At 50.0% G+C, this 15,070-nt stretch carries 11 protein-coding genes; 5 read left to right on the top strand and 6 right to left on the bottom strand.

Translation table 11 applies throughout. The features are described from left to right. Positions 1 to 65: 65 nt before the first annotated feature. Together lpdA and FCL45_RS22890 are read left to right on the top strand one after the other, a co-directional pair. Positions 66 to 1,475: a dihydrolipoyl dehydrogenase gene (lpdA, locus tag FCL45_RS22895; RefSeq protein ID WP_136795667.1), complete on the top strand. Its 1,410-nt coding sequence runs from the start codon at positions 66 to 68 to the stop codon at positions 1,473 to 1,475. Between the two features lie 93 nt (positions 1,476 to 1,568). Further along, on the top strand, positions 1,569 to 3,896 hold the full coding sequence (locus tag FCL45_RS22890; RefSeq protein WP_167495638.1) for an ATP-dependent helicase: 2,328 nt from the start codon (positions 1,569 to 1,571) through the stop codon (positions 3,894 to 3,896). Positions 3,897 to 3,905: 9 nt separating this feature from the next. On the opposite strand, the gene FCL45_RS22885 is transcribed toward FCL45_RS22890, so the two are convergent. Further along, positions 3,906 to 4,544: a LysE family translocator gene (locus tag FCL45_RS22885; protein WP_136795665.1), complete on the bottom strand. Its 639-nt coding sequence runs from the start codon at positions 4,542 to 4,544 to the stop codon at positions 3,906 to 3,908. 184 nt (positions 4,545 to 4,728) lie between these two features. Beyond that, positions 4,729 to 5,592, bottom strand: a complete 864-nt coding sequence (locus FCL45_RS22880; protein WP_136795664.1) for a YitT family protein — start codon at positions 5,590 to 5,592, stop codon at positions 4,729 to 4,731. Between the two features lie 220 nt (positions 5,593 to 5,812). On the opposite strand from FCL45_RS22880, the gene FCL45_RS22875 reads away from it, so the two are divergent. Then, positions 5,813 to 6,349, top strand: a complete 537-nt coding sequence (locus FCL45_RS22875) for a nitroreductase family protein (RefSeq protein ID WP_136795663.1) — start codon at positions 5,813 to 5,815, stop codon at positions 6,347 to 6,349. Between the two features lie 89 nt (positions 6,350 to 6,438). On the opposite strand, the gene FCL45_RS22870 is transcribed toward FCL45_RS22875, so the two are convergent. After that, a complete protein-coding gene (locus FCL45_RS22870; protein ID WP_136795662.1) occupies positions 6,439 to 6,645 on the bottom strand; it encodes a SlyX family protein in 207 nt (68 codons plus the stop codon). Positions 6,646 to 7,551: 906 nt separating this feature from the next. After that, positions 7,552 to 8,316, bottom strand: a complete 765-nt coding sequence (locus tag FCL45_RS22865) for an SIR2 family NAD-dependent protein deacylase (RefSeq protein WP_136795661.1) — start codon at positions 8,314 to 8,316, stop codon at positions 7,552 to 7,554. Between the two features lie 178 nt (positions 8,317 to 8,494). On the opposite strand from FCL45_RS22865, the gene FCL45_RS22860 reads away from it, so the two are divergent. Continuing rightward, positions 8,495 to 8,980 carry a putative molybdenum carrier protein gene (locus FCL45_RS22860; RefSeq protein ID WP_136795660.1) on the top strand — a complete coding sequence of 162 codons (486 nt, stop codon included), beginning with the start codon at positions 8,495 to 8,497 and terminating at the stop codon, positions 8,978 to 8,980. On the opposite strand, the gene FCL45_RS22855 is transcribed toward FCL45_RS22860, so the two are convergent. Both FCL45_RS22855 and FCL45_RS22850 read right to left on the bottom strand, forming a co-directional pair. After that, a complete protein-coding gene (locus FCL45_RS22855) occupies positions 8,932 to 12,153 on the bottom strand; it encodes an efflux RND transporter permease subunit (RefSeq protein ID WP_136795659.1) in 3,222 nt (1,073 codons plus the stop codon). The two genes, FCL45_RS22860 and FCL45_RS22855, sit on opposite strands and share 49 nt — an antisense overlap. Before the next feature lie 68 nt (positions 12,154 to 12,221). Next, entirely contained in the window at positions 12,222 to 13,256 is a 1,035-nt protein-coding gene (locus FCL45_RS22850; RefSeq protein WP_136795658.1) for an efflux RND transporter periplasmic adaptor subunit, read from the bottom strand. 562 nt (positions 13,257 to 13,818) lie between these two features. Here FCL45_RS22850 and proV point away from each other — a divergent pair. Beyond that, the gene (gene proV, locus FCL45_RS22845) at positions 13,819 to 15,051 is read left to right on the top strand and encodes a glycine betaine/L-proline ABC transporter ATP-binding protein ProV (protein WP_136795657.1); all 1,233 of its coding nucleotides are present in this window, start codon (positions 13,819 to 13,821) and stop codon (positions 15,049 to 15,051) included. The last annotated feature ends 19 nt before the right edge of the window (positions 15,052 to 15,070 follow it).

Here is a 15,070-nt window from a genome sequence, read left to right as displayed (position 1 = left end):
TGCTGCCCGTTAAATGTCTATTTCATTAACATTGTTGAATCGATAATATCTTTTAGGGAGAAATTATGTCTGCTGATATGCAGTTTGACCTTGTTGTTCTGGGGGGCGGGCCCGGAGGGTATACCGCAGCCTTTCGTGCTGCTGACCTGGGGTTGGCTGTCTGCCTTGTAGAGCAGGCGAACAGATTAGGTGGGGTATGCTTGAATGTCGGCTGTATCCCCTCCAAAACGCTGCTCCATGGAGCGGCGGTTCTGGAAGAGGCGGAACAGGCTGCAGAATATGGAATCTCTTTTGGTGCGCCGAAGATTGATCTGGTTGCTTTCCGCGACCATAAGCAGCAGGTGATCAACCAGCTGACTGGCGGGCTGGACAAGCTCTGTCAGGCCAGAAAGATTACGCGTATTGTGGGTAAAGGCGGTTTTAAAGATACGACGACCTTGCAGGTCACAGGTGAGGAAGGTGCCAAGGAGATCTCATTTAGCAATTGCATCATCGCCACCGGATCTCATCCGTTCATGATACCGGGCTTGCCGGAAGATGAGCGCATCTGGGATTCAAGCGATGCTTTAGCTCTTAAGTTTGTCCCCAAACGTTTTCTGATCATCGGTGGCGGTATCATCGGTATGGAGATGGCGCAGATTTACAGCGCACTGGGCTCCGAGATTACCATTGTTGAAATGCTTGATCATATCATCCCCCCCGCAGACAAGGATATGGTGCAGCCGCTGTTTCAGAAACTGAAAAAGAAATACCAGATTTTCACCAAGACCAAGGTGGTTGAGGTTACCGCAGCCGAGAGCGGCATCCAGGCCAGGTTCGAGGGTGCCAAGGCCCCGGAAAGCGGCGAGTATGACGCCGTGCTGGTCGCGGTTGGCAGAAGACCGAATACAGAAAACTTTGAACGTGAAAATATCGCTCTTGCACTGAATGAGCGTGGTTTTGTCGGTGTTGATAACCAGCAGCGCACTGCAGTTGAAAACATCTTTGCCATTGGCGACGTGGTTGGTGAGCCAATGCTTGCCCACAAGGCGACCCACGAAGGCAAGGTGGCGGCGGAGGTTATTGCCGGGCATAAGGCGGAATTTGATCCGATGACCATCCCCAGCGTGGCCTACACCCACCCGGAGGTTGCCTGGATGGGACTCACCGAGAAAGAGGCCAAGGCCCAAAAAATCGACTATCAGAAAGGCAAATTTCCCTGGGGTGCATCCGGCAGGGCTCTGGCATCCGGGGCGGCTACCGGTGTTACCAAGGCACTCTTTTCCAAGGAAACAGGTCGTATCATCGGCGCGGCAATCTGCGGGCAGAATGCGGGTGAATTGATTCACGAAGCGGTGCTTGCCCTTGAGATGGGGGCTGATGCCGAGGATATCAGCAAGACCGTCCATGCCCACCCGACGCTCTCAGAAACTTTCGCCTTCGCGGCGGAAATTGTTGACGGCTCCATTACCGACGCGTTACCTTCCAAAAAGTAACAAACAACCCTGCCAACCATGGCATTGAAAGGGTCACTCTATCGGGTGGCCCTTTTTTTTGCCCTGACATCCCGTAACTTCCTGAGAAATTACATGCAACTCACTGAAGAGCAGCAACAGATCATCCAGCATAGCCAAGGGCATGCGCTGGTCAGTGCCGTTGCCGGGTCGGGAAAAACCACCACCATGGTGGAGCATATCCGGGTTCTGCTTGAGCGCGGTTGCATGCCAAAAGAGCTGATGGTACTCATGTTCAACCGTTCGGCCCGGGACGGTTTTGTGAGAAAACTTGCCGGGGTTCTGGCGAGCACAGGCTATGGTATGCCTGAGATCCGCACCTTTCATTCACTTGGCTTGCGGTTGGTGGAGAGTTTTACCAGAAAAGGAACATTGCCCAGGCGAAGGCTGGTGAGTGATGACGGCTTAAAAGAAAAACTGGCCAAACAGGCTCTCAATCACGCCTACAAAGAGGAAAAAGGCAATCATGCCTGGGCCTCTAAGGATGATCTTGAAGAATTTTTGAGGTTTATCGAGCTGGTCAAGGCGGATATAGTTTCGCCTGGTGAGTGCTATGAACAACAGGGCTTAAGCAAAAAATACCAATATTTCCTGCAGGCATACGACTTTTTTGAAGAGGGCCGCTTAAAGCAGAACATTCGCTTTTTTGACGATTTGCTCCACGAACCGGTAATGGCGCTGAAAGAAAATCCACAACTAGCAGAGTGGGTTGCCAACCGTGTCGACCACATCATTGTCGATGAGTATCAGGATATCAACGAGGTACAGCAGCAGTTATTGAAGTTTATTGGCGGTAGCCGGGCAAGGGTGATGGCGGTTGGTGACGTGGATCAATGTATCTATGAATGGCGTGGCGCCAGACCGGAATATATTACCAGCAGGTTTCAGTACGATTTCCCGGCTCCACGCCGTTATACACTCTCCTATACGTTCAGATTTGGCCACAACCTCTCATTGGCTGCCAATCATCTGATCGGCCATAACCTCAAGCGTGACCGTAAATTCTGTGTGTCTCATACCAGCAACCATGATACTCGCCTGGGTTTGTATAATCAGCAGGAGCGTCAGGGGCTGGCGGATCTTTTGGGGCTGTGGCAGGGGAAGGGGAGAAGCCTGCGTGAAGCGGTTGTGCTGGTAAGGCTGTATGGCATGAGTGTGCCGGTTGAGCTCTCACTGCTGGAGGCTGGCATTCCATATCGGTTGGAAGGGCACGAACCGGTCTTTGAGTGCAGGGAAGTGCAGGCACTCACCGGATATCTGATGCTCTGTACCAGGACCTTGATAGCTGAAGAACAGGCAACCCGGATAGAATTGCTGGTGGCCATGCTCTCACAGCCCCATCTTGGAATCCGCCAGGAAGAGCTTGAGCGACTTGCGGCGAAAATAGCTGTCGACCCCGAGGAAGGTGGCGAGCAGATCCTGTTGATGCTCAGCGCGGATATGCCAGGTTTCGTCAAAAAGAAGATCCTGCAGGCTGCGGATGACTGGCAATGGCTATTGCGGAGAAAGGTAGAGAAACGCGCAGATCTGTTGCTCAGGGAGATCGTTGAATACCTTGATCTATACGAATTTTACCACAAGTTTTCATCCCGCCAGGTGGTTGCTGAAAGTCGCATCGAAACCTGCCGGGCTTTTATCGACTTTGCCCAGGGGCTGAAGCTCTCCGCTGAAGACTTTCTGGCTCACTTGCAAGAACTGCAACGACAGAATATCAGTGGCGAAGATGTGCTGCTGATCACTTCTATCCACCGGGCCAAAGGTCTGGAGTGGCCCCTGGTTGTGGTGCCGGGCCTAGAAGATGGGGTGTTTCCATTTATCTCCAGGGCGGGCGAAGGCAGCGGGGATAGCCTGGAGGATGAACGACGCTTGTTCTATGTGGCCATAACCAGGGGTATTGAGCAGGTGGCGCTTTTTCACCCGCCGGATCTTTCGCTTTCAGCAAACATAGAATCCGGTGGCAGTTCAGCTCCCAAAGATCGTTTTGTCGCCAGCCGTTTTCTTTTTGAGTCGAATATGGGGCTTAGTGAAAAACTGGGTGATAGGCTCTACAATCCAGACAGCATAGAACCGGATAAACCACTTGAGGCAGCAGATATTACTGTCGCTGAAAACTATCTGCAAACTGTCGGAGTGGATAGCATAGCGCTGAAACAGAAGTTCGTGCCGAAGAGAATCAGGGACCGAGAAACGGAATTGCCGAGTCCCCACGCGCACATGAAGCCGGGGCATACGCTACGGATTTCAGATCTAAAGGTGGGGCTGACAGTGGTTCACAAGATGTTCGGAGCCGGTAAAATTCAGAAAATCCTCGACCGGAGTCAGGGAAGAATAGTGGTCGATTTCACTGAACACAGGGGTGTAACCCTGATAGTGAGCCGCGCCCCTCTCAGCTTGCCGAATTAAAGAGAGAGATCAAACCTTTTCCAGAGCCAGCCGTGCGCCCAGAAAAATCATCACCAACCCGGTGAGGCTGTCGAACACCCGGCCCACGGCGGGGTGTTGCAGCCAGGCACGGGCGCGGTCAACCATGGAAGCAAGTATGCACTGGTAGATCATGGCCACGGTGAAATGGGTGGCAGCAACTATCAGCGCCTGTCCGAGCGGCTTATGGACCGGGTCGATAAACTGGGGCAGAAATGCCATGTAGAAAATGATGGTTTTCGGGTTGAGCACATTGGAGAGAAAACCTTCCCGCAGTGAGCGGTACATGCTGAACTCAGTCTGCTGAACACTCTGGTTGGTAAATATCGATCCCCTGTGCCTTCGAGAGGCCCTTTTCAGGCTGGTCAACCCGAGCCAGAGGAGATAAATCGCTCCGGCAAGTTTCAGGATATTGAATGCCCAGACGGTTTTCAGCAGAAGGACCGATATACCCAGTGCGGAAATTGTGGCATGAACGAAAAGACCCGAGCAGATGCCCAGACTGCTGACCGCTCCATCTCGCCAACCGCCTCTGGCGCTGTTGCGAATGATCAACATGGTATCGAGACCCGGCGTTAAAGTGAGCAGGGTAACGGCAACGAGACAAGTAGCAAAGGTGTGCAGATCCATGGCGGTGTTTGGCAACAGATGTGAGTTGAGTTGATCGAAATAACTGGAAGTCTAGTGTGTTCAGAAACAGTAGAGCATATCCTCACCCGGGTGTAAAGGTAAGGATATGCAGGTGAATGTGGTGCGGGCGACCCCGGAGATCTCACAAGTTGAGGCGGGCTGCAATTTTCATGAAATATTCAGGCTAATAGACCTTTCGCTTATTGAAGTTATTACCTATCACGTCATAGCTGTTTTCCACGATAAAGAGTGCATCTTCATCAACGGTGAATACGGCTTCTTCAAGGCGCTTGAGCATCAGATTATTGGTTATGGTCATCAGGATGTCCTTGTCGTTTCCTGTATAGGCGCCTTTGCCGTGGATGAAGGTAGCTCGCAGATTGAGTCGTTCTGTTACATCCTTGCCGATTTGCTCTGACTTTTCACTGATCACATAGACGATTTTTCTCTGGTTGGAGAGCGTGAGGAAGTAGTCGAGTGAATTGGAGGCAACAAAGGTCATGATGATCGAAGCAATGAAGATATCGGCACCATATTGGGTCAAAACCAGAGAAAAGAGCAGCACGTTGAATACCATATAGGTTTTACCGACACCGAAGTTGAATTTCCGGTACAGCAGAATAGCTATGACATCAAGGCCGCCAGATGAACCGATGGATCTCAAGATAATACCGGTTCCGGCACCTACGACGAATCCGCCGGCGATGGCTGCGAAGAATTGATCGTGTATACCGAAGTCAACCTCGATAAACTGTGAACTGAGAAAAATTACAGATACACCGTATATCGTATACAGTACAAATCTACGACTCACATACAGCCAGCCGAGGATAAGGGTCGGGATATTCAGCAGAATGAACCATATGGCCGGGGTAAGCAGGTCTGTATTATAAAAGATAAAAAGACAAAATCCGAAAAGTCCACCGGGAATAAAATCCTGGTGCATGACTATGCCGTTCATGCCGAGAGTAAAGAGAAGTGAACCTGCAGTCAGCAGAAAAAGGTTCCAAATTACAGAATATCTGTAATCTTTTAAATTAAAGCCCATGGTATTACCTAAACGTGATGGTTGTATTTACATACTGGTTTTTTCGTGCTTTTAAGGCAGTTGCAAAACAAAAGACCGCTTCTTTAAATCTTTTCGGACCAGAGGTCAATTGATTTCTGTCGGAAACGGATTTTTTTGTTAAAAAAGATGTATCCGACAGATTATGCGCGTAATCCGGATTGGTGACCGAAGAATTCAGATTCAGTAACAGGAGAAAGTTATGCTTTTAGAGTTATTGCAGAAAAGAAGATCAATCCGCCAATTTGAGAATAGGCCGGTGGAACAGGAGAAAATCGATTATCTGATCGAATCGATGTTGCGTTCACCTTCTTCCCGCAGTCTGAACCCATGGGAGTTTGTAGTGGTTCAGGATAAAGAGATGATAGAAGCACTGTCGAAGGTTAAACCACACGGCGCCAGCTTTATGAAGAATGCACCACTCGCTATCGTGGTTTGTGCAGATCCCGAAAAATGTGATGTCTGGGTAGAAGATTCCTCCATCGCATCTCTTTTGCTCCATCTGGCCGCTACAGATATGGGCCTGGGCAGCTGTTGGGTGCAGATCAGGCTGCGCGGTTTTGAAGATGGCAGGATGGCCACCGATCAGGTTGCAGAGCTGCTGAGTCTGCCGGACGGCATGAAAGTCGAGGCGATAGTTGCTATTGGCTATGGCCGGGAGGAGAAGCCGGGGCATCCGAAAGATTCTCTGCTCTATGACCGGGTTCATTTTGAGAAATTCGGCTTGAAAGATGCCTGAAAAAAGCACAGGGCGGCAGGATTACTCCAGTCGCCCTGTGTCGCTTCCTGTTATCAACCACTTGCCGAAAAATAAACCCACCTCCTCAATTAATAGTGTGGTGGCACATCACTGATGTCTTCGGTATCGATATTGGCCGACATCACATCCTCACGTAGTTTGGCCAACTCCAGCTTAAATTCAGTCAGTTGTGCCTGTTGGTCGATTACAACCTGGTTTAACTCTTCAACGGTGCGATCCTGATATTCATGTTTTTCTTCAAGAATACGAACCCTGTTTTCAATTTCATTAGACATGGACACCTCCTGCGTTAGAGCGTTGCTTCCGGCGCCGTTGTTGCACCTGATTAAAATTCTCTGCTTGAAAAATCAATTATGCCCGTGACCTCGAAGCTGCGATCGGGGCTGTTCTTTCATAATAAGGAATTTTAGCCTCTGTAGAAAGTGCTAAAAGGAAGATGACAGAAATTGGCAGCGGCAGCCCCGGCTTATGACCAAAAATAATATGATTTTAAATTGATATGAGAAGGAGATGGTAGTCTCCGTTAAAAATTATTGTTATTTTGGTGATGCCTTTTTGTCCCAGACAGCGCGGCAACTACTGACTCTATTTTTATCCCTGGGTGTCTGTTGAGCACATACTCTTCGGTCTCAAATACTTGCAGGGGATTGTGGGGGGCGGGACCTGATATGGATTGCGTTAACAGGTCGAAGTGCTGTATGTTGTCCGCTGTTTTTATGGGCTGGTCAAGCAGCCGCACTATTCGGATTTTTGCCCTTTATTACGAGACATGATCTTACGACTTTTTTATATACTTCTTTCAGCAGTTTTTCTAGGTAGTGTCACCTATGCAGCGTGCACAATATGGCCATTAACCCTGCTTCCTACCACTGCAATGGTTGCAGCTGTAAGTGTTGGGCTGGGGTGCGCAATGGTTGCTGGTGTCTATCTGGACAGCAGGCATAACGCAAAGAAAGACTGAGAAAGAGACGGAAAAACATGGGCAGGCCGAAGCGTACCCGATTCCGGGGTGATGAGGCAAATGATGACCGGCTGGTCAGACAGCTCCTGTCCGGAATACAAACAGCAACAGCCTGTGTGATAGATGGATAATACCTGACGGACGGCGATTTTGAGGACGGTGGTTTTAGTGCAGGTGAGCTGCTGAGGTTAGCTGCCTATGCATCATCATCAACGCCTGGCTATAGAGTTTTCCGTACCGCATTGCTGAACTCGGGCAATGAGCTGCCGAGGTCACCTTCAAAAAAATAGTCAGTAATGCCTCGGCCCAGGGCAGGCTCCATATTGAACTCGAAAATCGCTCCACCATTTGCCTTAACCATAGAGGGCAGTCCTGCAGCCGGATAGACCTGGGCGGAGGTACCGATGACCAACAGCAGATCACAGTGCTGAACAACCATGTGGATTTCGTCCAACTTTCTGACAGGTTCTCCAAACAAAACGATATTTGGCTTGAGGGGTGATTGGCATTCCTGGCAGTGTGGCACTTCCTTCATCGTGAAATGATGATCTTCAACCGGCTCGATATAGCCGCAGTTGATGCAGTGGAGATGCTGGTGGTCACCGTGAATTTCAAAGACGTATTGGTTGCCGGCAACTTGGTGCAGGTTGTCGATATTCTGAGTTATTATTCCGTTGAGGATCCTTTTTTGCTCAAATTCAGCCAGGGCTTCGTGGGCAGCATTGGGCTTCTTGCCGATGATGACACGGCCCAGATCCCGATACAGTTCCCACGCCTTTTCGGCATTGTTCAGGAAGACATCGAGCGTTGCATATTCATCCGGTGAGTAGATGGACCAAAGGCCGCCTTCACTGCGAAAGTCGGGAATGCCGCTGCCGACAGAGATGCCGGCGCCGGTGAGTGCTATGGCGTTACGTGAAGAGGTGAAGAGCTGTACAGCCTCGGCTATATGCTCCTCGTTTTGGCCGGTAATAATCGTTTTCATCGGTTCACCGCTGTAGTATAAAAAAAGCTGAAGAAACAGATAATTCGGGGGCTTTCCTGTTGTGAGCACCAATGTCCCGCCCTGTGAAATTGTAGTGTATGGCGCTGGGAAATCACTATTTTTTATACCGCATGGCAGAGTAAAATTCAAATTCGTCTTCCGGGAGCAATAGCCATCAATGAAACCTATCCTGAAGAAAATTGTGTCAGGTGGACAGACTGGAGCAGACCGCGCCGCCCTGGATGCTGCTATTGAGCATGGCTTTGCCCATGGAGGTTGGCTACCGAAAGGCAGAAAAACTGAAGACGGACCCTTGCCTGAAAAGTACGCACTTCAGGAGATGACCAGCTCGGATTATCGAAAACGCACCAGGCAGAACGTGATCGATTCCGATGGCACGCTGATTGTCTCCCATGGCGGGCTGACCGGAGGTTCACTGCTGACTCTGGTGGAAGCAAAAAAAATGGGCAGTCCCTGCCTGCATCTTGACCTTGAACAGGTAAACGGGTCGGAAGCGCTGTTGCTTCTTGTCGCCTGGCTTATTGAAAATTCGATAAAAACACTCAATGTGGCCGGGCCGCGAGCCAGTAGTGATCCTGTCATTTACCAGCAGGTTTACCTGCTGGTATCCGGGCTGCTTGTTGAACTCAAGGGTGGCATATGACCTGGAGTTTTTTCGAGCTGTACCAGGATGTCCCAGAGTACCGGCACGATAATGATGGTCAGGAAAGTGGCGGTACAAAGGCCGGTGACAAAGGTCATGGCCATGCTGCCCCAGATGATTGAATATTCCGGGATGCCAAGGGCCATTGGCAACAAGCCCAGCGTGGTTGTGAGGGTTGTCAGCAGGATTGGGCGCAGCCGGATATTGGTGGCCAGCATCAATGCCTCGTGTCTGTTCTGTCCTCTCCGGTAGCAACTGTTTAAAAATTCGACCAGCACCAGTGAATCGTTGACCACCACCCCGGTGACCCCGACCACTGCCACAAAGCTGTTTACTGTAAAGAGGGTACGGGAAAAAAGGGTGCCGTAGATAACTCCGATCAGAGCAAATACCACAGCCGAGACAATGATCAGCGGCTGCAGGTAGGAATGGAACTGGGCCGAAAGTATTAGGTAAATTAGCAGGATGGCTATACCGAAAGCGTAGGTCAGTGAGATAAATGATTCCCGGGTTGATTCATGTTCACCGGAGAAGTTGAGGCTGGCTCCGGGATAGTTCTCCCTGATCTGCAGATAATAGTCCTGCACCTTGTTTACGATCATGGCGGCGGAGATCGGTGCGCCGGGTTTGATGTTGGCAGTCAGGGTTATTGCTCGTTGTGCCTGGAACCTGTTCAGATAACCAGGTTCCAGGGAATAGACGGGTGTGGCCAGATCGCTTAATCGAATTGTGCCTCCCGGCAGGTCTATGATTGATGCCTCCAGAGCCTGCGTCATCTGGCTGGTCTCGGTGCCTAATGCCATTTTTAACTTGATGTCGATGATTTCCTCGGCCAGTTTCATCTCGCCAACGATGCGGCCATTCAGTACCGAGGCTGCCAGTCTTGCAACTTCGGCAATCTGCAGCCCCCACTCGGCTACCCGTTCTCTGTTCACGCGTATGGTAAATACGCGGCCACTGGCGCCCTGGTCGTTTTGCAGATCCAGGAGCCATGGCTCAAAATCATTATGGTTTTTAAGAAAATCGAGCAGGTGGGCTGCGAGTGTTGCTACATTTTCTCCGTCTGTCCCCAGCACCCTGATATTGACGTCTTTGCCGGCTGGCGGCCCATCTTTTTCAGGCCTGATGGAAAGAGTTGTATTAAGAGGCACTATTCCGGCCAACTTTTCCCGCATATAATCAAGATGGAGCACCACGTCATTTTCGGGATAATCAGCAAAGCGCCGCTTATTGGAGTCGGGCAGGGTTACTGCGAGGTGTCCAAGGTTGTTTCCATACCTCGGTGAATAGTCTTCATTGATGATAAAGCCTGCAAAACCCAGAGCCGACTCGTGCATTTCCTCTCCTTCAGCCATTACCGCTTTGGCCAGCTCTTTCAATAACTCATCCGTTTCGCCAATTGGTGTCCCGGAGGGCGCGGTTACCTCGACATAGTAGAGGGCGTAATTATCAGGGAAGAACTGAATTCGTATCATGTTGGTGGCACCTGTCATGGAACTGTGGAAAATGGCAAGCGCGGCAGCAAAAATAAGTGCCAGCAGGGTAATCGAGATATAGGGAAGACGTAAAACCAGTTCAATCAGCCAGTTGAAGAATCTGCGGATGACGGTCATGGTCCGGCCCTCACGCACACTCTCGAGATAACCGGCCAGTTCTGTCACTGATTTCGTAGGTTTTTTTGAGCTTTGCGCCTTTCGCGGTCCAAAATCGAGGTAATGACAGGGGAGAATGAACAGGCATTCCAGCAGTGAGGCAATCAAGGCAAAGACGATAGTTTTCGGGATGATGGCGAAAAAATCGCCAACCATGCCGGTCATGATCAACATTGGCAAAAAGGCGACACCAGTGGTGAGGGTGGCGGACACTACCGGGAGAAAAACCTCGGAAGTGCCGATGGTGATGGCCTCAACCACGTCTTTACCGAGCTGCACATGCCGGTAGATATTTTCCACCACGACAATGGCGTCGTCGACAATGATGCCGGAGACCAGCACAAAGGCGAAGAGCGATACCTCGTTGATTGAGTTGCCTGTGAGGTACATGAACACCATGGTAACGACGAAAGCAAAGGGGATGCCAATGGTGGTGAGTATTCCGTTGCGCATCCCCATAAACTGCCAGATGATAAGAAACACCAGTGCCACACCAAGCAGCAGGTTTACTCCAAGTACCCTGATTGAATCCTTGATTTTACTACTGGAATCCTGCGTGACCGTGAGGATTATCTTTTCTGCCCCATAGGTCGTATTAAGCTTTTTGACAATATCACGAACATCGCGCGCTATAAACAGGGCATTGCCGCGGTCTTCCTTGATGATCTGCAGGGTAACACACTCGACACCGTTAACCGAGGCGACGATGAAGGGATCGCGGTAGCTGAAGTAGCCTTGGTCGGCGACATCACCAATGCGAATAAAGGAGCCGTCACTGTCGGTTCGGATAATGGCGGTGAAGATATCGTCACGTGTCCTGAATTGTTCATCGACCCGCACGATAAATTCACCATATTCGGTTTTTGCGTGACCGGCAGGAAGATTGATATTGGCCAGTTCCAGCGATCTGGCAACTTCGTTGAAAGTAAGGCCAAAACGCCGCATCTTGGTTGGCGACAGCAGTATATGGAATTCACGGGTAAAATCGCCGGTCAACTTGACTTCCTTTACTCCTTTGATCTGTGCCAGCGGGATTTTCAGTTCCTCGGCCACCAGGGAGAGGGTGGTGTTTGAGTGCTTGCCTGAGATATTGACGCTTATAGTGGGAAACCAGTCGTTCACATCGAGAAAATTGAAAACAGGAGGTTCCGGTAAAGCAGGCAGATCTTCCAGTATTGACAGTACCTCCAGTCGCACGCTGTCAAAGCGCCTTTGGTAATCGCTGTCATCGACGAACTTAATCACCACGTTTGAACGTTCCCGGTAGGAAACGGACTGGATGTAATCGAGATCCTCGACATTCTCCAGGGCCTCTTCGATTTCATTGGTGATGAGTTTTTCTACATCTTCAGGAGAGGCGCCAGGGAGGAACGTGTTGATGTACATCTTGCCAAATTCGATATTCGGGTAACGCTCGGCAGGCATGCGCAGCAACACGAATGCCCCGATAACAATAAGCAGCACAAAGAGCAGATTGAGAACAACTTTCTGCCTGAGGGTGAATCGGACAAGGTTTTGCATAATTTACGAACAGGCTTTACCGCAGGAAAATGCCTAATTCACGGCGAAAAACGAAAATCACCTGGTCTCTACTGAGAGCCAGCCGCATTTTCAGGGATTGCCAGATAGTTCTGGCCGGCTTCCAGGTTTTCTCCGGAAATGATCGCAGTCAGGCCGTTGTTTTCCGTGCCGAGCAGGATGACCTGTCTGGTGCTGCCATCGGGCTTCATAAGCCATTGCGCCTCGTAGCGGTTGATGAGTGCGGTGGCAGGGATGCTGAAACGGTTGTTTGCTTCGAAACTTTTAAAGCTGAAATGGGCGCGCATGCCGCCCCGTAAAGATTCCTGAATGTTTTGGTCAGGTGTATGGCGAGTGGCATCGATCAGTAAGTCGACGTGGATTTTCCTGGTGGCGGCATCGAAAACAGGTGAGGTACGGTAGATTGTGGCCGGCAGAGTCAGGGCAATGTCGGGCAGCTCAACCTGAAGGCGGCTTGCTGCCTCAATAGCCTGTAATTCACCATAACTTACAGCCAGCGGAACCAGAAGCTGGCGGAAGTCACCGAGCCTGGCTACCGGTTTGCTTTCCTGTATTAATTCACCCGGCTCTATGAACCGTTCTATCAGCAACCAGCCTGGTGGGGCGGTGATGGTATGACGGACGAGCTTTTCCTCCAGCCGCCGTGCTTCATTTTGTAACTTCCTGATTTCAAGTTTGTTCAGGTCTGCAGCAAGTTCTGCTTCGTCGAGTTGCGCCTGCGGGGCAGACTCTTTTCTGCGTAAGCTTGTGAAGCGGGCCAGGGTCTTTTCTTCCTGGGCCAGTTGTCGTCCGGCACGTTCCTGATTCACTTTGTTGGCTTCGATATCCAGTCTGATGAAGGTCGTATCTATCCTGGCAAATACCCCATTATCCGGGATTTTCTCACCGACATCGGCATATACAGCCTCACATTTTCCGTTAACCTCACTGCTGATAGTCAACTCCTTTCTGGGGTAGGTGAAACCTGTCAGGGTGATGGTTCGGTAATGGGGTTGCAAAGTTACCTGTTCCTGTGCGGTAAGTGATGTCGCCATAACCGATAGAAGGAGTGTTGAAGCAATTGGTATAAGTATCGTTTTCAGCACCAGGGATTCGTATGGGTAACCGGATTTTGAATTGTTATTTGTGGTGTGAATTGAGTCAACTCATCGGGAATTCAATTTCATCTTATCATCTTATGACTGAAACTCAATATGAGGGACGAAATATCAGAGAGCTTGCATCGGCATTTGGGTAGACATGCGACGGGAGGGTAACAGATATGCATCTGCCGGAATGTTGGTAATCGCTTCGTATTGGCGCAGAGGATACAGTGGGAAATCCAGGTAATGGCGTCAGGAAAGCGCTTGTATGTGTTTGGATTTAAATAGGTATTTGCACCCGATGATATGTTTTGCCAGCAAAATAGTTGTTGACAAATTATATTGCGCAATATAGTTTCTGGCAAATAGTTTTGTATAAAAATATATTGCGATTAACTAAAAGTTGTACAGAAAGCTTCTTTCCCCCAACGTGCTGGTAGTTGTGCCTATGAGTTTGTAGAGGTCTGGGGAAAGGCTGAGTGTACCTGGATGGAGCAGGTTGAGCGGTTCGCAGTTAGTTTTGTGGTTACCGCTGAGATTCTTACAGGGACTAGGAGTGTGAAGTATGAGCAAGGTAGAGGTACGGGGTCTATATAAAATATTCGGTTCTGACCCAAAGAAAGGAATGGCGCTGTTAAACAAAGACAGAACCAAGGAAGAAATTTATGAGCAGACTGGGCTTACCGTTGGAGTTCAGGATGCCAGTTTCGCTGTAGAGCAAGGTGAAATTTTTGTGGTCATGGGACTCTCCGGTTCCGGAAAATCCACATTGGTTCGCATGCTGAACAGGCTCATCGAACCCACTGCCGGTGAGGTGTTGGTGGATGGTGAAGATGTTTTGAAGATGGACAAGCATGAGCTGGTCAAGTTTCGACGTGCCAAAACCGGCATGGTCTTCCAGTCTTTTGCTCTCATGCCCCACCTTACGGTAATGGACAACGTTGCCTTTGGTCTTGAACTCGATGGTGTTGACAAAGAAAAGCGGGAGGAACGTTCTCTCGATGCCCTGAAGCAGGTTGGGCTGGAAGAATATGCCAATGCCTACCCGGATGAGTTGAGTGGCGGTATGCAGCAACGGGTTGGATTAGCCCGTGGTTTGGCGGTCGATCCTGATATCCTGCTGATGGATGAAGCTTTTTCTGCCCTTGACCCCCTGATTCGTAATGAGATGCAGGATGAGCTGTTGAAACTTCAGGACCGGCACGAAAGAACCATCATCTTTATCTCCCATGATCTTGATGAGGCGTTACGCATTGGTGACCGTATCGCTATCATGGAAGGTGGCCGGGTGGTTCAGGTTGGAACGCCGGAAGATATTCTCCAGAATCCCGCAGATGATTATGTTCGAGCATTCTTTCGTGGTGTTGATCCAACCGGTGTGATTTCAGCAGGTGACATCGTCCGGGATAATATGCCTACAGTTATCTGGCACACCCCGCAAGGCAGTCCAAGGGCGGTCCTTGAGCGGCTCAATAATCAGGACCGCGAATTTGCCTATGTACTCAACTCTGAGCGCCGTTTTTACGGTGTGGTGTCAACAGATTCCTTACGGGAGTTGCTTGATAAAGGTACATCGAAAAAGATTGAGGACGCATTTATTCCTGGCGCCGAGGCGGTAAATGAGAATGACTATCTGCAGGACATCCTACCTAAAGTTGCCTCACATTTATGGCCAATCCCGGTTGTTGACGAAGAAAATTCATATCGTGGCGTAGTTTCGAAAAACCGTTTTCTGAGAACCCTCTACCGGGCTGAAAATGGCACTCATTTCGAACAGCAGACTGGGACGCAATCATAGTTTTATTTTCCGCAGGAGA

The organism is Desulfosediminicola ganghwensis, assembly GCF_005116675.2.
In the GTDB taxonomy this organism is placed as follows: domain Bacteria; phylum Desulfobacterota; class Desulfobulbia; order Desulfobulbales; family Desulfocapsaceae; genus Desulfopila; species Desulfopila ganghwensis.
The sequence above is the reverse complement of the archived record's forward strand: the minus strand, read 5'-3'. Positions and strand labels throughout refer to the sequence as shown.